Genomic DNA, 19,864 nt, shown 5'->3' with positions numbered 1-19,864 from the left:
TCACGACCCCAGGTAGGCCGCGTGCAGGGTGGCGGGGGAGTCCAGCAACGGCTGGGCTTCCCCCGCGTACGTGACCCGGCCCGAGGAGACCACCAGCGCCTCCTGTGCGACGCCGAGCGCCAGGTGCGTGAACTGCTCCACCAGCAGGATCGCCGCCCCTTCCGCGGCGAACCGCGTCACCACCGGCAGCAGGCGCGTGAACACCACCGGCGCCAGGCCCAGCGACATCTCGTCGATCAGCAGGAACGCCGGGCGCGCCGCGAACGCCCGCGCCAGCACCACCATCTGCTGCTCGCCGCCGGACAACAGGGCCGCGGGGGAGTCGCGCCGCTTGTCCAGCTCCGGGAACAGCTCGAGGACTTCGTCCACCCGCGCCGGGGTGCGCGCGGTCAGGCGCAGGTTCTCCAGCACCGTCAGCCCCGGGAACACCGCCCGGCCCTGCTCGATGTGCGCCAGTCCGAGCCGCGCCCGCGCCACCCGCGAATGCCGGGTGACGTTCACCCCGCCCACGTGGACGCTGCCCGCCGACGGCGCCACGACCCCCGACACCGCCTCCAGAAGACTCGTCTTGCCGGCCCCGTTGGGCCCGACCAGCGCCGTGATCCGGCCGGGCTCCAGCGTGAACCCGACATCGCGGATGACCGGGCCGGCGCCGCGCTCGACCGTCAGACCGTGGACTCGCAACGCCGTCACAGCAGCTCCGTTTCACCCATGTACGCCTTGAGGACCGCCGGGTCGGCCAGCACGTCCGCCTGCGGCCCGCTGGCCAGTACCTCGCCGAAGTCGAGCACCGTCAGCCGGTCGCACACCGACCGCACCAGGTCGAGGTCGTGCTCGATCAGCAGCACCGACACCCCGAACCGGGCCGGGACCTGCCGCAACCGCCGCCCGAACGCCACGTGCTCCTCGTGCGGGAGGCCGGCCGCCGGCTCGTCGAGCAGCAGCACCCGCGGCCGGGCCAGCAGGTGCCCGACGACCTCGACGAGCCGCCGCGCGCCCGCGTCCACTGTGGACAGCGGGGTCCGGGACGGCGGGCAGCCGAAGAACTCGAGCGCGTCGGCGACCTCGCGGCCGGTGACCCGGCGCCGGGCGACGAACCGGACGTACGCGCCCACCGTCAGACCGGGCGGCACGCGGTCCTGCTGGAACGTCCGCCGCAGCCCGGCACGCGCGCGTCGTGTCGGCGACCCGGTGAGCGGGCGGCCGTCCAGCGTCACGGTTCCGGTGGCGCGCGGCAGGAAGCCGCTGACGGCGTCGACCAAAGTGGACTTCCCGGCGCCGTTCGGTCCGATCACACCGAGGATGCCGTGCTCCGGCACCGTGATGTCCACATCGGACAAGGCATGGACGTGGCCGAAGTGGACACTCAGGCCGCGCACCTCCAGCACCGGATCGCCGGGCGGCAACGGGTCCACCTCCGGGAGGTCCGTGAGGCCGAGGCCGGTGGGCTTGCGGGACCGGTACCAGAGGTTCCGCACGGCCGTGCCGAGGTTGCCGCGCCCGGCCAGGGCCTGGACACCGAGGAGGCCGAAGATGACGAACCCCCAGTCCTGCGGCACACCCCAGCGCTTCAGCAGCTCCGGCACCGCGACCCAGAGCAGCGCGCCGAACACGGCCATGTCGATCAGGTGCGCGCCGGACATGATCGCCAGCACGTACAGCGCGAGCGACTGGATCGCGGTGAAGCTGGCCGGGAACGCGAGCCCGACCTGGCCGGTCAGCAGGCCGCCGCTGATCCCGCCGAGCGCGGCGCTGACCGCGAACGCCGTCAGCTTGGATGTCCGCACGCCGGCCCCGACCGCGGCGGTGCCCCGCTCGGAGAACGCGACCAGCTGCCAGCTGCTGCCCCAGCGGCCGCGCCGCAGGAAGTGCACGACCAGCCCGCAGGCGACCAGGACGAGCACCGCGAACAGGAAGTACGACCGGTCGTCGGAGAACGCGTCCGGCCGCTCGATCGAGAGGCCCTCGGTGGCGCCGGGGAACTGGATCTGCACGAGCGTCAGGTCCGCGGCGGCGGCCAGCCCGAGGGTGACCACGGCCAGGGTGATGCCGCGCAGCCGCAGCGCGGGCAGCCCGACGAGCACCCCGGCCGCCGCGGCGGCCAGGCCACCGAGGAGCAGCCACACGACGAACCCGCCGGGCACACCGGCGACGTTGCACGCGGAGACGACGAACGCGCCCACCGCGGCGAAGGTCAGCTGGCAGAGGGAGATCATCCCGGCGGTACCGGTGACGACGCCGAGCCCGAGCAACGCGATCGCCGCGACGACGGCGCTCACGCCGAGGTAGACGAAGTACCCGGCCAGGCCGACGCTGAGCGCGTAACCGACACCGACCGCGGCGGCCGCGACGGCGAACGGCAGACCCGCTCGCGCGAGGGGGTTTTCAGCGAGCCGCACAGCGCACCGCCTTTCCGGCCATGGCGAGCCGGTGGCGCGCTCGGCCGGCCCGTCCGCGCGAGTGCCTTTCAGCGAGCCGCATCCCACACCTCCTTGCGCTGCGTCCACAGCAGCAGCGCCACGATCACCAGGAACGGGAGGAAGTACCGCAGCACCGACAGCTTGTCCGACTGCGCGACCGCCCCCTGCGCCATGCCCAGCACCAACCCACCCGCCACCGCCAAGTCCAGCCGCCGGAAGCCGCCCAGCAACGCGGCCGCCGCGGCCGGGACCACCAGCATCGCCAGGGATGTCGGGTCGTTCGACTGCGATGGCGCCACAATGGACACCGCCAGCGTCGCGATCACCCCGGTCGCCGTCCAGACGCCGACCGACAGCGGCCGGGCCGGGATGCCCAGCAGCTCCGCCGTCGTCGGCCGCTCCGAGAGCGCGCGCAGCCGGACGCCGAGCGTCGTGCGGGCCAGCACCACCCGGCAGCCCAGTGCCACCAGCACGGCCAGCGCGACCGTCACCACGGTCACCTGGCTGACCACCACCCCGCCGACCGTGAACGCCGGTCCGGCCAGCAGCGGGTGGAACGGCTGCGGCTTGTTGCCGAACAGGATGAACGCCAGCGAGATCAGCAGCAGGAGCACCGCGACCGTCACCGCCGAGCGCGTCCCGGTGTCCGCTTCGGCCAGCCACGTCGAGACGATCCAGCCGAGGACCGCGCTCAACGCACCGCCGAGCACGATGCCCGCCAGCGTCGCCAGCCACTCGGGAAGTCCTAAGTGGATGGCCAGGAACACCGCGACGTAGCAGCCGAACATCCCGGTGGCGGACTGCGCGAAGTTGACCACGCGCACCAGGCGCGACATCAGCGTCAGGCACACCGCGAGCACCGCGTACAGGCCGCCGGCGGCGAGACCGGCGAGAGCGCCCTGCAGCATGACCGTCCTCCTAGGACCGGGGGATCCGGAGCCAGTCCTGCGCGGCCAGCTCCCACTTGTTCGTGCCGGAGGCCAGCTTGATCGGCCAGCCCGCGGTGTTGTCGTGGTGCGTCGGCGCGGGCCCGAACACGTACGGCGTCCCGACCATCGGGTCGCTGACCGGCTTCATCTCGCGCAGCGCCTTGGTCACCGACTCACGGGTGACGTCACCCTTGATTCCCCGAAGGACGTCCAAAAAGTACTTCGCCGCCAGGTAGCCGCCCTGGCTGAACGACGTCAGCGGGATCTTGTTCTTCGCCATCAGCTCGCGCCAGTCCTTGGTCTGCGGGCTGCCGGCGTCGGTGAACGGGTAGAACTCGGCCGGCACGTACACCCCGGCGCCCGCGTTCGAAATCGCCTTGGCGTAGTTCTCGCTGTAGACGCTGGTCAGCAGCAGCCAGGTGACGTCGGTCCAGCCCTGCGCCTGCGCGGCCTTGAGCTGCCCGATCGAGTCCGGCTCGACCGGGTTGACGGTGATCGCCTTGCAGCCGGCGGCCCGCGCCTTGACGATGTACGACGTGTAGTCCGACCCTCCATAAGGGACGGTCGCGTCGACGTACTTCAGCTTCTTGCCGGTGATCTTCGTCCACTCGGCGATCGCGGCCTGGTACGCGGGCAGCGTGTTGCCGGCGATCTCCAGCAGCGCGCAGATGTCGTTCAGCTTCAGCGTTTCCGAGCCGTAGAGCAGGGTGAGCGTCATGTCGTGGAACGGGCCGACGTTGACCGGCGCGATGTTCGGGCTGGAGAAGCACGCCGGGTCGACGCCGATGCCCTGCACCGACAGGATCTTCTGCTGCTCGTAGTACTTGGCGTTGATCTCGCACTCGATGAGGCTCGACGACCCGACGAGCGCGACGGCGTCGTCCCCGCCGACCACCTCACGAGCGGCTGCCGCGGCCGCCGCCGGGTCGCCCTTGTCGTCGATCGCCTTGTACTCGATCTTGCGGCCGTTGACACCGCCCGCCGCGTTGGCCGCGTCGAACACGGCCTTCGCCGCCTGCGACGCCTCGGGGAAGGTCGCCGCGCCGCTCAGCGCGTTGACCGAGCCGACGACGATCGGGCCGTCGCCGCCGGCTTCGGAACCGGCGCAGCCGGCGGTGACCAGCAGCGCCGCCGCCAGGACGGGAAGGATCTTTCTCATGACTGCTCCCGGGCCGCGGCCACGACGGGCGCGGAGTCGACGATCTGCTCGAAGGACGTGAGTTCGCCGCCGTCGAAGCGCCACAGGTGCGCGACGCGGGCGGTGAAGGACCGGCCGGTCCGGCGGTGCGTGCCGGTGTAGGTGCCGACGCCGACGACGGTGTCACCGGCGTCGAGGAGGCTGTCGAGGGTGAAGGTGTAGCCGTCCCAGTCGCGGCCGATGGCTTCGAAGACGTGCGAACGGACCTCGTCGGGGCCGGTGTACGTACCGGCGTAGGGGAAGCCCGCGGCCTCGGTCCAGGTCGTCTTCGGGCCGAGCGGGGCGAGCATGCCGGGCAGGTCGCCGCGGTCGCTGGCGGCGTAGTGCGCGCGGATGACGTCCACAGTGGACATGGCGGGCTCCTTCAGACGGGCTGGGCGTCGGGGTAGGCCACCGAGCCCAGCGGGTAGACGTGCCCGCCGGCGCGGGAGTGCTCGGACCGGCCGTCGCCGGTGAGGCCGAGGAAGACGCCGGTGGTGCGCAGGGCGTAGCCGAGGTCGTGCAGCCACACGCTCGCCACGGCGATCCGGAATTCGCGGAAGCAGAACAGGTAGAGGCCGTCGGCGAACTTCCAGACGGTCGAGAGGTCCATGTCGCCGTGGCCGCGCTGGACGCCTTCGAGGCATTGCCACGCGTAGCGCTCCGACGAGACGTAGACGTGCTCGTAGAGGTGGTCCGGGCTGTAGCGGTAGAGGTTGCGCTTGCCGATGAGGTCGCGCGACGGGCCGGGCGCGACGCCGGTGGGCGGGCCGCCGTCGGTGACCCCGGACTGGAAGCTCTGCGAGACGCGGGGAACGACGTCTTCGGCGCCGATCACCGAGCGGACGGCGAGCGCGCGGTGGGACGTCGTCGAGTACACGACCGTCAGCGCTTCGCCGTCGACGCTGGTGAGCGGCAGGTTCACGAAGAAGACGTCGTCGCGCACGGCGACCGCGTCGTACGGGTCCTCGACGCCGTTGCACACGACGTGCTCGGCGTCCTTGAAAGCCAGTTCGAGGACTTCGCCGTCGTCGAGGGTGATCGTGACGTCGCGGCCGCTGAGGTCGGCGTTCGGCAGGCGGTAGGTGGCGATCCCGGCGGCGAACTCGTCGTAGGTGCGCCAGCCGTCGGTGGGGGCTTCGGGCATGGCCTCATCGTCGGGCGGGCACGGAGTCCGGGCGAGCGGTCACGCGCTGCGGGGCAACTACCGGTCGCTGACGGTCAACTCGCGCCGCAGCTCGCTCGGCGCGCGGCCGAAGGCGCTCTTGAACACGCGGCTGAAGTGGGCGGCGTCGACGAACCCCCAGCGCGCGGCGATGGCCGCGACCGGGCGGCCGGCGTGCACGGGGTCGAGCAGGTCGCGGCGGCAGTGCTCGAGCCGCCGGGTCCGGATCCACCCGGCGACGGTGGTGCCCTGCTCCTGGAAGAGGCCGTGCAGGTGCCGCGTCGAGATGAAGTGCTCGGCGGCGATCCGCGCGGGGCTGAGGTCGGCCGAGGGCAGGTTCGCGTCGATGTGCGCGCGGATCCGGCGCATCAGCTCGTGGTGCGGGTCGGCGTTCGCGAGGTCGAGTTCGGTGGCGACGAGCGTGGAGAGGAGGTCGACGGCGCTGTGCGCGAGCCGCGCGCCTGCCGGGCCCGCAAGTTGTTCGAGGTTCCCGCCGAGCTGGGCGAGGAAGGGGACGACGACGTTGCCGACGCCCTCCTTGCCGGACATCCGCACGGCGGTGAGCCGGCCGACGAGCTCGGCGGGCAGGTCGATCAGCCGCTGCGGGAACATCACGACGAGCGTGCGGAAGTCCTCTTCGAAGACGAGCGAGTAGGGCCGGTGGGTGTCGTAGAGGGCGACGTCCCCGGGGCGCAGGACGGCTTGGCGGTCGTCTTGGACGAGCAGCCCGGTGCCGGCGAGGATCAGGCTGAGCTTGTAGTACCGCCGATCGCCGCGCGCGATGAGCTCGGGCGTGCGTTCGACGACGTGCGGGGAGGCGGTGACCTCGGAGACCTGCACTTCGTCGGCGCCGGAGGAGCGGATCCGGCCCCGGAAGCCGTCACCACCGGCGGTGACGTGCAGGGGCACGAAGGACTGCGAGACGGCGGCGCGGAACTCGGTGAAGTCCCGGGCGATCAGGGTCGTGGGGGCGGGCACGGGTCACCTCGCAGCATCGAGAGGGGAGCAGTGTCGTATACGATAAGCGATACGATCTTCGGCGACAATGCTCGGTCGCCGGGGGGCGCTTGCGATGAAAGGGTCGTTCATCGCGTCTGGCGACATGAACGACTCTTTCATGTCGTCGCGAGCCGGGAGCGTGACGGTCCGGGAGGAGGGCGGGGGCTCGCGGGCCGGCTGTGGTGGTTTGCGTCCGGTGGCCGGCCGGGTGGGCGGGCCGGCCGCGGCGGGCGCGGCGGATTGCCGGCCCGGCCCGCGCGAGCGGGCCAGCGTGCGCTCGGCGGATCGCCGAGCCGACCGCCACCCGTGGGGCTTGTCCGCGCTTGCCGGATCGCCGAGCCGGCGGCCGCCGCAAGCCGGCGTGCGCTCGGCGAATTGCCCACCCGGGCCGCCCGCGGGCTTGCCTGCGCTCGGCGGATCGCCGTGCCGGCTGGCGCCGCCCAGCCGGCCGGCGCCAGCCGAGCCTGGTTCCGCCCGCCGCGTCGGCGGCGCCGAACCGGCCCGCCTCGAACCCGCTCGCCTGGCCACCTCCCTGGCGCCCACCCGCCCGCGCGTGTGATCCTCCTCCCGGGAGGGACAACGGGGATGGATTCGTTCGGCACCCGCTTGCGCCGGCTGAGGCGCGCCGCGGGGCTCACCCAAGAGGCGCTCGCCGAGAAGTCCGGGCTCAGCGGCCAGGCCGTCGGCGCGCTCGAACGCGGCGATCGGCGCTTCCCGCACCGCGACACCCTCGACCGGCTCGCCGGCGCCCTCGGCCTCACCGGCACCGATCGCGACGACTTCGCCACAGCGGCCGCGCGGCCCACCAAACCCGCCGCCGAAAAAGAGGTCGTGCCCCGGGAACTACCCGGGGGCATCGCCGTCTTCACCGGGCGGGACGCTGAACTCGACCGCGTCCTCGGGCTCTTCGAGTCGCGGGACAGCGTCGTCGTCGCCATCGGCGGGATGGCCGGGGTCGGCAAGACCGCGCTCGCCCTCGAGGCCGGCCACCGGCTCGCCCGGCGCTTCCCCGACGGCTCGCTCCACCTCGACCTGCGCGGCCACGCCGCCGATCCGCCCGACCCCCTGGACCTGCTCGACCGGCTCATCCGCGAACTCGGCGACGAACCGCCGAAACCGCTGTCGCTCGCGTCCGCGTCCGCCCGGTTCCGGACGCTGCTCGCGACGAAACGCGTCCTGCTCCTGCTCGACAACGCCCGCGACGCCGCGCACGTCGCGCCGCTGCTGCCCGGGGCCGGTGGCTCCGGAGCGATCGTCACCAGCCGCGCCGCGCTGCCGGACCTGCCTCAGGCGCACCAAGTCCTGCTGGACGTCCTGCCCGAGGCGGACGCGCTCCGCCTGCTCGCGGCCGAGGTCGGCGCCGAGCGCGTCGCGGCCGAACCCGCCGCCGCGCGGACGGTCGCGCGCCTGTGCGGATACCTGCCGCTCGCCCTGCACCTCGTCGGCGCGCGGCTGGCGACGCGGCCGCGGTGGCCCGTCGCGCACCTCGCGCACCGCCTCGACGACGAGCACCGCCGCCTCGACGAAACCGGCGTCCGCGCCAGTTTCGCCCTGGCCGTCGGCGCGCTGGACGACACCGCCGCCCGCGCCTACCCGCTGCTGTCACTGCTCGACGTCCCGGAGCTGTCGGTGCCCGTCGCGAGCAGGCTGCTCGACGCGCCCGAGCCCGAGACGGAGGAGCTGCTCGAGCGGCTCACCGACGAGCACCTGCTGACCACGCCCGCTCCGGGGTGGTACCGGCTGCACGACCTGCTCCGGCTCTACGCCCGTGAGCAGGCGCCGCCGGGGGAGCGGGCCGCCGCGATCACCCGCGTCGTCGAGCTGTGCGCGGCGATGGCCTGGCGGAGCATGGCGCTCGTCTCCGCGGCCTCACACCGCCACGACTGGGCGGCCGGGCGGTGGGCCGCCGCCGGACCCGCGTCCGCCGACGAGGTGTTCGCCTGGCTCGACCGGCACCAGGCCCACGTCGTCACCGTCGTACGGCAGGCCGCCGCGACGCCGGGGGTGCCGGCCGAAGCGATCGCCGCCGTCGGGCTCGGTTTGTACGAGTACCACCGCGCGCGGGCCCGCTGGCGGGACGCCATCCAGGTCGACGAGGTCGCGCTCGGCCTGGTCGACGGCGTCGACCCGGTCGCGGCCGCGACCCTGCGCAACGACCTCGGCGTCGCCGAAGCGGAGCTCGCGAGCGGTGGCGAGGCGGCCGGCTTCCGCCGCTCGCACGAGCTGCTCCGCCGGAGCCTCGCCGACTGGGAGGCGATCGGCGACGAGCGTCAGCTGGCGGGCACCCTCAACAACCTGTGTTTCGTGTACGGCCTCGGCGACGACGTCGAGACGGCCATCGGGTTCGGCGAGCGCAGCCTGGCGCTCAACCGGTCGCTCGGGCTGCGGTACGTCGAGACGCTGAACCTGGTCAACCTGGCGGTGCTATACGGACGCCGAGGCGACCGCGCGCGCGAACTGGCGTACGCGACCGAGGCGGTGGCGGTCGCCGAAGACAGCGGAGACGTGCGTGGCACGGCGTACGGCCGGATGCGGATCGGGATCGTGCACCGCGACCTCGGCCGGTTCGACGCGGCGATCGACGAGCTGAGGCGCAGCGTCGACCTGTGGCGCGAAGCCGGGGTGCGGCTGTACGAAGCGATGACGCTGGCCGAGCTGGGCCGCGCCCACGCGGGCCGGGACGAGCGCGACCGGGCTCGTGAAGTGTTCACGGAGGCGCTGGAGCTGCTGGGGGAGTACGGCGGAGCGGAGCGCGTGGCCGCGGTACGGGCGGAGCTGGCGCGGTTGTGAAGGCGACGACCAGGTAGGGCCGCGCCCGGTGCGCCGGGTGGCAGGCGATCTTGCCGGCGTGGTCCGCGCAGGTGATGGTGACGGTGTCGCGGATCCGCTCGATGAGCAGCGGCCGTGCCCGGGTCTCCGCGGCGGCGGGCGCCCCGGCGAGCAGGGCCGCGACGGCGAGCGCGGCGAGAAGCGTTCTGCAGGCGGCTCTCACCGGTGCCCTTCGCGTCGGAGGTGGCGGAAAGACCGATCTTCGCCGCGCCTGGTCCCGGGCGACAGCGACAACCTCTACGAACGACCTCTACGAACGCGAAGCCGGTCAGGCGACCGTGTCCTCCGCCAAGCCCCGCAACAGCGCCGCCAACCCGTCCGGTGCCCGCCCCACCAGCCGCGCGCTCGTCACCACCGGCGCCCCGGCCTCGAAGCACCTGCGGAAACCGGCCTCCCCCAGCCGGCGCCACAGATCGTGGTCCTCGCCCGTCGCGCGCTCCCCGAAGCCGCCCACCACGTCGAACGCGTCCGCGCGCACGCCCAGGTTCGCCCCGTACACCGACCCGTGCCCCTCCGAAGTGCGCGCGCACTGGAGGACGTGGTCGTAACGCGCCAGCGCCGGCGCCGACGCGCTGAACGGTTCCGACAGCTCCGCCGTGCCCGCGATCGCGTGGTAGCCCCGGCGGGCCCGGGCCAGGTGCGCCCGCGCCCAGCCCGGGGTCACCCGCGTGTCGGCGTCCGTGCTCAGCAGCAGCGTCCGCGCCGGTGCCGGGAAGCCCAGGGCCGCGCGGACCCGCGCCACGCCCAGGTCCCGGACCTCGCCGACCGTCCGCGCCGACCGGGACGTCACCACCACTCCCGGCACCGCACCGAACGCCGCCCGGGCCACGTCCGCCGTCGCGTCGCCGCACCGGTCCGCGACGACGCAGACCGCGCGCGACACTCCGGCGGGCAGCCTGCTCAGCGCGAGGTCGAGCGCGCGGACGCACGCCCCGACCAGGGAAGCTTCGTCGCGCGCGGGCACGACGACGCCGACCGCCGTGATCACCGGCGCCTCAGCACGTGCAGCAGGAACTGCTCGTCGGTGTGCTCGACCAGCGGTTCGAACGCGGGGTGCGCGAGCAGCCGCGCGTGGGTGTCCCGGCCGTCGCGTGGAGCCTCCGGTGCCCAGGGGAGCCAGTGCGCCGCCAGCAAATGACCGCCGGGACGCAACGCCGCCGCCGACGCCTCGATCGTGGCGGACAAGGCATCGTCGTCCAAGTAGTACAGAAGCTCGCTGTAGACGAACAAGTCCACCGGACCGTCGGGAACGCCGGACGGCACCGCTCCGATGTGGACGTCCACATGGGACAGATCGGCGACGGCGGCGCGCGTGCGCTCGACGGCCGCGGGTACCGGGTCGAACGCGACCACGCGATCGGCCCGCGCCGCCAGGTCACGGGTCAGCACGCCGACGCCGCAGGCGGGTTCAACGACCGTGCCGTAGCGCTCGTCGGGCAGGCACGCCAGCACCATCGCCCGCTTCCGCCGCTCGTACCACTTCGTCGCCACCGACCAGGGGTCGTCCGCGGCCTCGTACAGCGAGGCGAACCGGCTGACCGGCGCCGACGTCCGCGGCGGCTCGCGGAAGAACACCTCGGTACCGCCGGAGAAGTGGGCCAGCACCTCCTCCGGCAGGATCGGCTCTTCGCCGCGGGGCCCGGGCTTGAGCTGCGAGGTGAACGTCGCGATCGCCGCCGCCTTGGCGTCCCGCTCCGCCTCGGTGAGCCGCAACGACCGCGCCCGCGGCCACGGGATGACCGGGTCGTCGCGACGCAGCCGGTGCCACAGCCAGATCGGGTACGACCAGCACTGCGCGGACACCGGGGCGGCGGCGAGCGCGGCGCGGGCGACGGCCTGGTGGTCGGGGTGCGGGTCGTCCGGCCACGGCAGCAGGCACAGGTCGTGCCCGTCCGCGTGCGAGGACAGGACCGACGCCAGCTCGTCGCCGTGGGACGCCAGACCGGAGTCCGGCAACCCGAGCCACACCGGCTCCACTTCGGACAACCCTTGCGCCCGCAGGGAATCCCGCAGCTCCTGGCGGCGGGTACGGCCCAGCTCACGGCGTTCCGCGAGACCGGCGGCGGGGAAGGCCGCTTCGCCGTCGGTCGCCACGACGAGCGTGACCGCGGTGCCGGCCGCGTGCAGCCGCTGCAGGAGGCCGCTCGCCCCGAGCGTCTCGTCGTCCGGGTGCGCGGCGACGACGAGGGCACGCTCGAAGGGCTCTTCCGGCCAGTCCGGGATCATGCCGCACCCAGGACGGTCCGGCCGAGCGCGGCGAGATCGCGTTCCGCGTGGTGCTGCCGGACGTACACCGGCAGGTCGGCCACGCGCTGGGCGAAGCGCCGGTCCCGGCACGCCGGCGTCGGCCCGGTCACCTTCAACGCCCGCTCCAGGACTTCGACGGCGGTTCGTTCGGCTGCGGCCCGGCACGTGCCCGCGACCAGGGCGTCCACCTCGCTGGTGGCCGCCCGCGCCAGCACGGCGTCCGTGCCGCTCAGCGCGGTGTGCATCGCGCCGACGTGCGCCAGCTGGTGCTCGTCGGCCTCGCCGCGTTCGCGCAGGTAGGCGAGCACGCCGTCGAGGACGCCCGCGGCACCGCCGAGCCAGACGGCCGCGACCCCGACGCCGCCGAGCGCGAAGCCGGGCCGGGCCACGTACCAGCCGGGCGGCCCGACGAGCGTGCCGGGCACGCCGTCGAACACCACGTCACCGCTGTCGGAGGCGTCCATCCCGACGGCCTGCCACGCGTCCGGGTGCCGCCGGACACCCGGCTCGGCGAGGTCGACCTCGACCAGCCGGTCACCCGCGGCGACCAGGGCGCGTTCCAGCAGGGACAGCCCGGAGCAGAACCGGACCGTCCCGGTGAGCGTGCCGCCGTCCAGGACCGCGCCGGTGCCGCCGGACTTCGCCGCCCACACGCCGTAGAGCGCGCCCGGCGCGGGGGAGTGGCCCGCCTCGGCGAGGATCGCCACGGCGTCGGTGTGACCCTCGGCGAGCCGGGCCAGTGCCAGGTCGCGGCGGCCGAACGCGGAGAGGGCCGCCCACCGCGCCGCGGTCCGGTCGCCACCGGGCAGGGGCAGGTCGAGCGCGCCCGCCGCGTGCAGCGAGCGCAGTTCCGCGCCGACCACCGCGGTGGTGCGGGGCGACGGCAGGGGTTTCGGCGGGATCGCCGCCAGCAGGGCGTTCACAAGATCCACGAGTACCCCGGTTCGCGCCGGATTACGCGGACGCGCGCCCGGGCACCCGGTGGCATGACGAAAACCCGGGCCTACCGCGACGGCGCACTGCTCAAGGAAGACTTCCCGCTGGCGGACGTCTCGGACTTCCTGGCCGAACCGGACACCGCCGTCTGGGTCGACCTCTGCGAACCGTCCGAAGCGGACCTCGCCGAGCTCGCGGGCGAGCTCGGCCTGCACCGGCTCGCCGTCGAGGACGCCGTCCAGGAGCACCAGCGGCCCAAGCTCGACCGCTACGACGGCCACGCCTTCCTCACCGCCTACGCGGTCCGGTTCGACGCCGCGAGCGAGCGCACGACGACCCACGAGCTCGCGGTGTTCATCACGCCCGGCGCGCTGGTGACCGTCCGCAAGGACGACGGCTTCGACGTCGAGGCGGTCACGCGCAGGTGGGATCAGGCGCCGGACCTGGCGAAGTCCGGCGTGCCGTTCCTGCTGCACGGCCTCCTCGACGACGTCGTCGACGGCCACTTCGACGCCGTCCAGGCGCTCGACGACGAGGTCGAGGACCTGGAGGACATGGTCTTCGACGACCGCCCCGACACCGCCGAGCTGCAGCGGCGCTCGTTCCGGCTGCGCAAGAACCTGACCGCGCTGCGCCGGGTCGCGGGGCCGATGCCCGACGTCGTCGGCTCGTTGATGCGGCCGGACCTGAAGCTGGCCGACGGCACCACCCGCCCGTACTTCGAGGACGTCCACGACCACGCGCGGCAGGCCGCCGAGCACGCCGAGGCGCTGCGGGAACGCCTCGTGACGGTGCGCGAGACGCAGCTGAACCTGCAGAGCGACCGGCTCAACCTGATCATGAAGAAGGTCACCGGGTGGGCGGCGGTGATCGCGGTGCCCACCGCGGTGACCGGGTTCTACGGGCAGAACGTCCCCTACCCCGGCAACGGCACCACGGCCGGGTTCTGGGTCTCGACGGCCGTGATGCTGGTGCTCTCGGTCGGGCTGTACGCGCTCTTCAAGAAGCGGGACTGGCTATGACTCCGGGACCGGCGCGCCGCGCCGCACGAGGTCCTGGCCCCGCTCGTAGTCCTCGTCGGCTTCGTGGGTCAGCACGCCGACCGCCTTGCCGGCGCGCTCGTACCAGACGGTGAAGCCACCGTCGTCGCGCGGCAGCGGGCGGGCGCGGTCGAAGCCGTCGCCCCAGGCGGCGTACTTGAGCACGCGGTCGCCGATCACCGACCAGAAGCCGGGCACCTCGTCCCACGCGGCGTCCGCGCCGGCCGCGGTCCGCCCGGCCACCTCGCCCATCGCCAGGCCCTCACCCCAGTGCTCGACGGCCAGCGCTCGACCGGCCGCCGGGTTGTGGGCCAACGCGACGTCGCCCGCCGCGAGCACGCCGGGCCTGCTCGTGCGCAGGTGCTCGTCGGTGCGGATCCGGCCGTGCTCGAGGGTGAGCCCGGCCGCCTCGGCCAGGCCGACCCGGGGCCGGACGCCGGTGGCGAGCACGACGAGCCCCGTGTCGAGGACCGGTACCAGGTCGGTGCGGACGCGGTAGCCGTCCTCGATCGACAGCAGCTTGGTGCCGCGCAGCACGCTCACGCCTTCGGTTTTGAGCCAGCGCAACAGGAATTCGCCGGCTTCGCGGCCGAGCCGCTTCTCCTGCGGGACGTCGTCGGTGCAGACGACGGTCACCTGCAACCCGAGGCGCGAGAGCGAGACCGCGGCCTCGCAGCCGATGAACCCCGCGCCGACGACGATCGCGCTGCGCACCCCGGAGGCGGTCGCGCGCAGCTCGCGGGAGTCCGCGGCCGACCGGAGGGTGCGGACGTCCGGGTGGTCCGCGCCGGGGAGGTCCGGCCGGACGGGTTCGGCGCCGGTGGCGAGCACGCAGGTGGTAAACGGGTGGACCGCGCCGGAGGCGGTGCGCACCTCGCCGTCGCCCAGTTCGGTGACGGGGTCGGCCAGCGTGACGGTGATGTCGTGCTTCTCGGCGAAGTCTTCGTCCAGGGGCGGGAGTTCGGCCTCGCCGCGCAGGAATTCCTTCGACAGCGGCGGGCGTTCGTAGGGCGGGTCGGGGTCGGCGGTGAGCACGCGGACTCCTCCGGTGCCGCCCGCTTCCCGGTAGGCGCGGGCCGCCGACACGCCGGCGGGCCCGCTTCCGACGACGACCAGGTTCTCGGCATCCATGCGCGAGGGGTACCCCGCACGTGCGCCGGTACACGACGGGCTGAAGGGCACCTTCCTCGCATCTGACGAGCTGAAGGGCGCCTTCGTTACGTCACATGCGCCGAAGGTGCCCTTCAGCACCGTCGGCCCTCCACAGTGGAGTGTCCATAGTGGATGGACGAAGCCGGGCACGCCGACGGCCGGCGGCCGCGTCGGGCGCGGTTCGCCGGTGACTGGGAGCGCGTTCAGCCGAATGGGTCAACGCGGCCGAATGCCTGCGGTGAAAAGGAAAGCTGTGAGGAGACCACCTGGGGAGCACGCGCGGACACGGGCGCGGCTGGTTGCTCAACCGTTGCCCGGAATCATAGTGCAGCTGCACTATGCTGGGCCATCCGGTGTGCTCGCCGGGACGGCGCCCCGGCGCCGGCAACCGAAGGAACGGGTGGCGGATGGGTGGGGCAATGGCCGAGGGGACGCGCCCGGGTGCCAGAGGCACGGTCGCAGGCGTGGGCGAGGCGGGGGAGCAGGAACTGCGCCGCCTGCTGGCGGGCCTGACCGCGGTCCGCGACGGCGACTTCGGCATCCGGCTGCCGGGCGGCACCGACGGGCTGCTCGGCGAGATCGCGACGGTCTTCAACGGCATGGCCGACCAGCTGTCGCTGTTCACCTCCGAGGTCACCCGCGTGGCGCGCGAGGTCGGCAGCGAGGGGCAGCTGGGCGGGCAGGCGAAGGTCCCCGGCGTGTCCGGCACGTGGAAGGACCTCACCGACTCGGTGAACGCCATGGCCGGCAACCTGACCACCCAGGTCCGCGACATCGCCCAGGTGGCGACCGCGGTGGCCAAGGGCGACCTGTCGCAGAAGATCGACGTCGACGCCCGCGGCGAAATCCTCGAACTCAAGGACACCGTCAACACGATGGTGGACCAGCTGTCCTCGTTCGCGGACGAGGTCACCCGCGTCGCCCGCGAGGTGGGCAGCGAAGGCCGGCTCGGCGGCCAGGCCCAGGTGCCCGGCGTCGGCGGCGTCTGGCGCGACCTCACCGACTCGGTGAACTTCATGGCCGGGAACCTGACCGACCAGGTCCGCAACGTCGCCCAGGTGACGACGGCGGTGGCGAAGGGCGACCTCTCCCAGAAGATCACGGTCGACGCCCGGGGCGAGATCCTCGAGCTCAAGAGCACGATCAACACGATGGTGGACCAGCTGTCCTCCTTCGCGGACGAGGTCACCCGCGTCGCCCGCGAAGTGGGCACCGAGGGCCGGCTGGGCGGCCAGGCCGACGTCAAGGGCGTCTCCGGCACCTGGCGCGACCTCACCGACTCCGTGAACTTCATGGCGGGCAACCTGACCGACCAGGTCCGCAACATCGCCCAGGTCGCGACCGCGGTGGCGAAGGGTGACCTGTCGCAGAAGATCAACGTGACCGCCCGCGGTGAGGTCCTGGAGCTCAAGGACACGCTGAACACGATGGTGGACCAGCTGTCCGCGTTCGCGGACGAGGTCACCCGGGTGGCGCGCGAGGTGGGTACCGAGGGCCGTCTCGGCGGCCAGGCCGACGTCAAGGGCGTCTCCGGGACGTGGAAGGACCTCACGGAGTCGGTCAACGTCATGGCCGACAACCTCACCGCGCAGGTCCGCTCGATCGCCCAGGTCACCACCGCCGTCGCCCGCGGCGACCTCTCCCAGAAGATCCGGGTCGACGCCCGCGGCGAGATCCTGGAGCTGAAGGAGACCATCAACACGATGGTCGACCAGCTGTCCGCGTTCGCCGACGAGGTCACCCGAGTCGCGCGCGAAGTCGGCACCGAGGGCAACCTCGGCGGCCAGGCCACCGTCCGCGGCGTGTCTGGTACCTGGAAGAACCTGACCGACAACGTCAACGTCATGGCGTCCAACCTGACCGGCCAGGTGCGCTCGATCGCGCAGGTCGCGACGGCGGTCGCGCGCGGTGACCTGTCCCGGAAGATCACCGTCGAGGCCAAGGGCGAGGTCGCGGCCCTGGCCGACGTCATCAACACGATGGTCGACACGCTGTCGGCGTTCGCGGACGAGGTCACCCGCGTGGCCCGCGAGGTCGGCACCGAGGGCATGCTCGGCGGCCAGGCCCGCGTGCCGAACGTCGCCGGCACCTGGAAGGACCTCACCGACAACGTCAACTCGATGGCGAACAACCTCACCGGGCAGGTCCGCAACATCGCCCAGGTGACCACCGCCGTCGCCCAGGGCGACCTGACCCGCAAGATCGACGTCGACGCCCGCGGCGAGATCCTCGAGCTGAAGACCACGATCAACACGATGGTCGACCAGCTCTCGGCGTTCGCCGCGGAGGTCACGCGCGTGGCGCGCGAGGTCGGCAGCGAAGGCCGTCTCGGCGGCCAGGCCGAGGTCGAAGGCGTGTCGGGCACCTGGAAGCGGCTGACGGAGAACGTCAACGAGCTGGCCGGGAACCTCACCCGGCAGGTCCGCGCGATCGCCGAGGTGACCAGCGCCGTCGCCGAGGGCGACCTCACCCGCTCGATCACCGTCGACGCCTCCGGCGAGGTCGCCGAGCTGAAGGACAACATCAACTCGATGGTCGAGTCGCTGCGCGAGACGACGCGGGCGAACCAGGAACAGGACTGGCTGAAGTCCAACCTGGCCACCATCACCGGGCTGATGCAGGGCCGGCGCGACCTCGCGGTCGTCGCGGCCGCGGTGATGGACGAGCTCGTCCCGCTGGTCAACGCCCAGTACGGCGCGTTCTACCTGGCCGACGACACGACCGAGGTGCCCGAGCTGCGGCTGGTGGGCGCCTACGGCCACCCGGACGACGGCGACGGCCCGGTCGTGCGGTTCCGGGTCGGGCAGTCGCTGGTCGGGCAGGCCGCGCGCAGCCGCCGCCCGATCGCGGTCGACGACGTCCCGCCCGGCTACGCCACCATCTCCTCCGGGCTCGGCAGCACCGCGCCGGCCGGCTTGATCGTGCTGCCGATCGTGGTCGAGGACCAGGTGCTCGGCGTGCTCGAACTGGCGTCGGTGCACGGCTTCACCGCGGTGCACCGGGCGTTCCTCGAGCTGCTGATGGAGCAGATCGGCGTCAACGTCAACAGCATCGTCGCCAACGCCCGCACCGACGAGCTGCTCGGCGAGTCGCAGCGCCTGACCGCGGAGCTGCAGGCCCGTTCCGAAGAGCTGCAGGCGCGGCAGGAAGAACTCCAGTCGTCCAACGCCGAACTGGAGGAGAAGGCCGCGCTGCTGGTCACGCAGAACCGAGACATCGAGACGAAGAACCTGGAGATCGAGCAGGCCCGCCAGGAGCTGGAGGCCCGCGCCCAGCAGCTGACGCTGGCGTCGAAGTACAAGTCGGAGTTCCTGGCCAACATGAGCCACGAGCTGCGAACCCCGCTCAACAGCCTGCTGATCCTCGCCCAGCTGCTCGCGCAGAACCCGACCCGCAACCTCACCGCCAAGCAGGTCGAATACGCGGGGATCATCCACTCCGCCGGGTCGGACCTGCTGCAGCTGATCAACGACATCCTCGACCTGTCGAAGGTCGAGGCCGGGAAGATGGACGTCACCCCGGAGCAGGTGTCGCTGCGCGGCCTGCTGGACTACGTCGAAGCGACGTTCCGGCCGATGACGTCGCAACGCAACCTCGACTTCCGGATCACCGTCGCCCCGGGTTCGCCCACCGAGCTGCTCACCGACGATTCGCGGCTGCGGCAGGTGCTGCGCAACCTGCTGTCCAACGCGGTGAAGTTCACCGAGGTCGGCGGGATCGAGCTGCACATCGAGCCGGTCGACCCGGGAGCCCTGCCGCGGCCGCTGCGCGTGCACGGGCCCGCCGTCGCGTTCCGGGTCACCGACACCGGGATCGGGATCGCCGAACACCAGCTTGAGTCGATCTTCGGCGCGTTCCAGCAGGCCGACGGCACCACCAGCCGCAAGTACGGCGGCACCGGCCTCGGCCTGTCGATCAGCCGCGAGATCGCCCAGCTGCTCGGCGGGGTCATCACCGCCGAAAGCACGCCCGGCGAGGGCAGCTCGTTCACGTTCTCGCTGCCGGTCGCGCGGCCGGACTTCGCGCCGCTCCCCGCGGGCGAGCACCCCCGCACCGCCATCACGGCCGGCGACAACGGCGCCGGCGTCACGACGCCGGCACCGCGGTCCTACCGGCGGCTGCTGGTCGTGGAGGAACGCCAGCACGGCCTGCTGACGCTCGTCGCCGAGAGCGCCGCGGCGGACCTGGCCGACAGCCGCGACATCGGCATCTCGCCGGCCGAAGTCGAAGTCGTCACCGCCGTCGGCACCCAAGAAGCCGCGGCCGCGCTCGCCACCGACGCGTTCCACTGCGTCGTGCTCGACCTGGACCTGCCGGAACGGACCGCGTTCACGTTCCTCGACGCGATGCAGGGCGACAGCGCGCTGCGGCTGGTGCCGGTGCTCGCGCACAACAGCCGCCGCCTCGACGGCGAGCTGGAGCAGCTGGTGCAGTCCCGCGCGGACGTCCAGTCGCTGGAGGTGCTGTCCGGGCTGGACGAACTGCGCGAGCGGATCGCGCTGCACCTGTCGGCGGAGGAGCCCGGCGCGGTGCTGCCGCTGGTCCGCCCGGACGAGCCGGCCGCGCCGGTGCGGGCGGCCGCCGTCGACACCACATTGGCCGGGCGCACGGTGCTGATCGTCGACGACGACCCGCGCAACGTCTACGCGCTGACGGGGATCCTGGAGCTGCACGGCATGCAGGTGCTGCACGCCGAGGACGGCCGCAAGGGCGTCGAGACCGTCGCCGGGCACCCCGGCATCGACCTGATCCTGATGGACGTGATGATGCCGGAGATGGACGGCTACACCGCGACCGCGAAGATCCGGGCGATGCCGGAGCACGCGGGGATCCCGATCGTCGCGGTGACGGCGAAGGCGATGCCGGGCGACCGCGAGAAGAGCCTCGCCTCGGGCGCCACCGACTACGTGACCAAGCCGGTCGACGCGGACGACCTGATCGCCCGCATCAAGCGGCACGTGACGGCGTGA

14 protein-coding genes are annotated in these 19,864 nt (G+C 73.0%); 3 read left to right on the top strand and 11 right to left on the bottom strand.

The features are described from left to right. From ACIQWX_RS22820 to ACIQWX_RS22790, 7 genes are all read right to left on the bottom strand, one after another. Positions 1–693, bottom strand: coding sequence for an ABC transporter ATP-binding protein (locus tag ACIQWX_RS22820; protein ID WP_400874310.1), 693 nt, complete (start codon positions 691–693; stop codon positions 1–3). Next, positions 690–2,399: an ATP-binding cassette domain-containing protein gene (locus ACIQWX_RS22815; protein ID WP_400874308.1), complete on the bottom strand. Its 1,710-nt coding sequence runs from the start codon at positions 2,397–2,399 to the stop codon at positions 690–692. The genes ACIQWX_RS22820 and ACIQWX_RS22815 overlap by 4 nt, the downstream gene beginning before the upstream one ends. A 68-nt stretch (positions 2,400–2,467) precedes the next feature. Beyond that, positions 2,468–3,328, bottom strand: coding sequence for a branched-chain amino acid ABC transporter permease (locus tag ACIQWX_RS22810; protein WP_400874305.1), 861 nt, complete (start codon positions 3,326–3,328; stop codon positions 2,468–2,470). 10 nt (positions 3,329–3,338) lie between these two features. Then, positions 3,339–4,508 (bottom strand): ABC transporter substrate-binding protein, encoded by a 1,170-nt coding sequence (locus ACIQWX_RS22805; protein WP_400874302.1) that lies wholly within the window; start codon positions 4,506–4,508, stop codon positions 3,339–3,341. After that, the gene (locus tag ACIQWX_RS22800) at positions 4,505–4,900 is read right to left on the bottom strand and encodes a nuclear transport factor 2 family protein (RefSeq protein WP_400874299.1); all 396 of its coding nucleotides are present in this window, start codon (positions 4,898–4,900) and stop codon (positions 4,505–4,507) included. Before ACIQWX_RS22800 ends, ACIQWX_RS22805 begins: the two co-directional genes overlap by 4 nt. Positions 4,901–4,911: 11 nt before the next feature. Beyond that, positions 4,912–5,673, bottom strand: a complete 762-nt coding sequence (locus ACIQWX_RS22795) for a MoaF C-terminal domain-containing protein (protein ID WP_400874296.1) — start codon at positions 5,671–5,673, stop codon at positions 4,912–4,914. Between the two features lie 57 nt (positions 5,674–5,730). Beyond that, entirely contained in the window at positions 5,731–6,669 is a 939-nt protein-coding gene (locus ACIQWX_RS22790) for a helix-turn-helix domain-containing protein (RefSeq protein WP_372664905.1), read from the bottom strand. 606 nt (positions 6,670–7,275) lie between these two features. On the opposite strand from ACIQWX_RS22790, the gene ACIQWX_RS22785 reads away from it, so the two are divergent. Next, the gene (locus ACIQWX_RS22785) at positions 7,276–9,480 is read left to right on the top strand and encodes a tetratricopeptide repeat protein (protein ID WP_400874292.1); all 2,205 of its coding nucleotides are present in this window, start codon (positions 7,276–7,278) and stop codon (positions 9,478–9,480) included. Positions 9,481–9,787: 307 nt separating this feature from the next. Here the strand turns inward: ACIQWX_RS22785 and ACIQWX_RS22780 are convergent, their stop codons facing one another. Genes ACIQWX_RS22780 through ACIQWX_RS22770 form a run of 3 tightly spaced genes read right to left on the bottom strand, consistent with a single transcriptional unit; the run spans position 9,788 to position 12,698 of the window. Then, positions 9,788–10,507, bottom strand: coding sequence for a glycosyltransferase (locus tag ACIQWX_RS22780; RefSeq protein WP_400874289.1), 720 nt, complete (start codon positions 10,505–10,507; stop codon positions 9,788–9,790). After that, the gene (locus tag ACIQWX_RS22775; protein ID WP_400874286.1) at positions 10,504–11,745 is read right to left on the bottom strand and encodes a bifunctional PIG-L family deacetylase/class I SAM-dependent methyltransferase; all 1,242 of its coding nucleotides are present in this window, start codon (positions 11,743–11,745) and stop codon (positions 10,504–10,506) included. Before ACIQWX_RS22775 ends, ACIQWX_RS22780 begins: the two co-directional genes overlap by 4 nt. Continuing rightward, positions 11,742–12,698 (bottom strand): acyl-CoA dehydrogenase family protein, encoded by a 957-nt coding sequence (locus ACIQWX_RS22770; RefSeq protein WP_400874283.1) that lies wholly within the window; start codon positions 12,696–12,698, stop codon positions 11,742–11,744. The genes ACIQWX_RS22775 and ACIQWX_RS22770 overlap by 4 nt, the downstream gene beginning before the upstream one ends. Positions 12,699–12,752: 54 nt before the next feature. Here ACIQWX_RS22770 and ACIQWX_RS22765 point away from each other — a divergent pair, with 54 nt between their 5' ends. Further along, positions 12,753–13,724 carry a magnesium transporter CorA family protein gene (locus tag ACIQWX_RS22765; protein ID WP_400874280.1) on the top strand — a complete coding sequence of 324 codons (972 nt, stop codon included), beginning with the start codon at positions 12,753–12,755 and terminating at the stop codon, positions 13,722–13,724. Here ACIQWX_RS22765 and ACIQWX_RS22760 read toward each other — a convergent pair. After that, a complete protein-coding gene (locus ACIQWX_RS22760; protein ID WP_400874277.1) occupies positions 13,719–14,873 on the bottom strand; it encodes an NAD(P)/FAD-dependent oxidoreductase in 1,155 nt (384 codons plus the stop codon). The genes ACIQWX_RS22765 and ACIQWX_RS22760 overlap by 6 nt on opposite strands. A 440-nt stretch (positions 14,874–15,313) precedes the next feature. Between ACIQWX_RS22760 and ACIQWX_RS22755 the strand changes: the two genes are divergently transcribed. Then, a complete protein-coding gene (locus tag ACIQWX_RS22755; RefSeq protein ID WP_400874275.1) occupies positions 15,314–19,864 on the top strand; it encodes a HAMP domain-containing protein in 4,551 nt (1,516 codons plus the stop codon).

The organism is Amycolatopsis sp. NPDC098790 (assembly GCF_044759945.1).
Taxonomy (GTDB): domain Bacteria; phylum Actinomycetota; class Actinomycetes; order Mycobacteriales; family Pseudonocardiaceae; genus Amycolatopsis.
The sequence above is the reverse complement of the archived record's forward strand: the minus strand, read 5'-3'. Positions and strand labels throughout refer to the sequence as shown.

Coding starts and splice junctions, on each gene's coding strand:
- ACIQWX_RS22795 (WP_400874296.1), bottom strand. CDS start 5,673: ATGCCCGAAGCCCCCACCGACGGCTGGCGCACCTACGACGAGTTCGCC.
- ACIQWX_RS22805 (WP_400874302.1), bottom strand. CDS start 4,508: ATGAGAAAGATCCTTCCCGTCCTGGCGGCGGCGCTGCTGGTCACCGCC.
- ACIQWX_RS22785 (WP_400874292.1), top strand. CDS start 7,276: ATGGATTCGTTCGGCACCCGCTTGCGCCGGCTGAGGCGCGCCGCGGGG.
- ACIQWX_RS22800 (WP_400874299.1), bottom strand. CDS start 4,900: ATGTCCACTGTGGACGTCATCCGCGCGCACTACGCCGCCAGCGACCGC.
- ACIQWX_RS22755 (WP_400874275.1), top strand. CDS start 15,314: ATGGCCGAGGGGACGCGCCCGGGTGCCAGAGGCACGGTCGCAGGCGTG.
- ACIQWX_RS22760 (WP_400874277.1), bottom strand. CDS start 14,873: ATGGATGCCGAGAACCTGGTCGTCGTCGGAAGCGGGCCCGCCGGCGTG.
- ACIQWX_RS22775 (WP_400874286.1), bottom strand. CDS start 11,745: ATGATCCCGGACTGGCCGGAAGAGCCCTTCGAGCGTGCCCTCGTCGTC.
- ACIQWX_RS22810 (WP_400874305.1), bottom strand. CDS start 3,328: ATGCTGCAGGGCGCTCTCGCCGGTCTCGCCGCCGGCGGCCTGTACGCG.
- ACIQWX_RS22765 (WP_400874280.1), top strand. CDS start 12,753: ATGACGAAAACCCGGGCCTACCGCGACGGCGCACTGCTCAAGGAAGAC.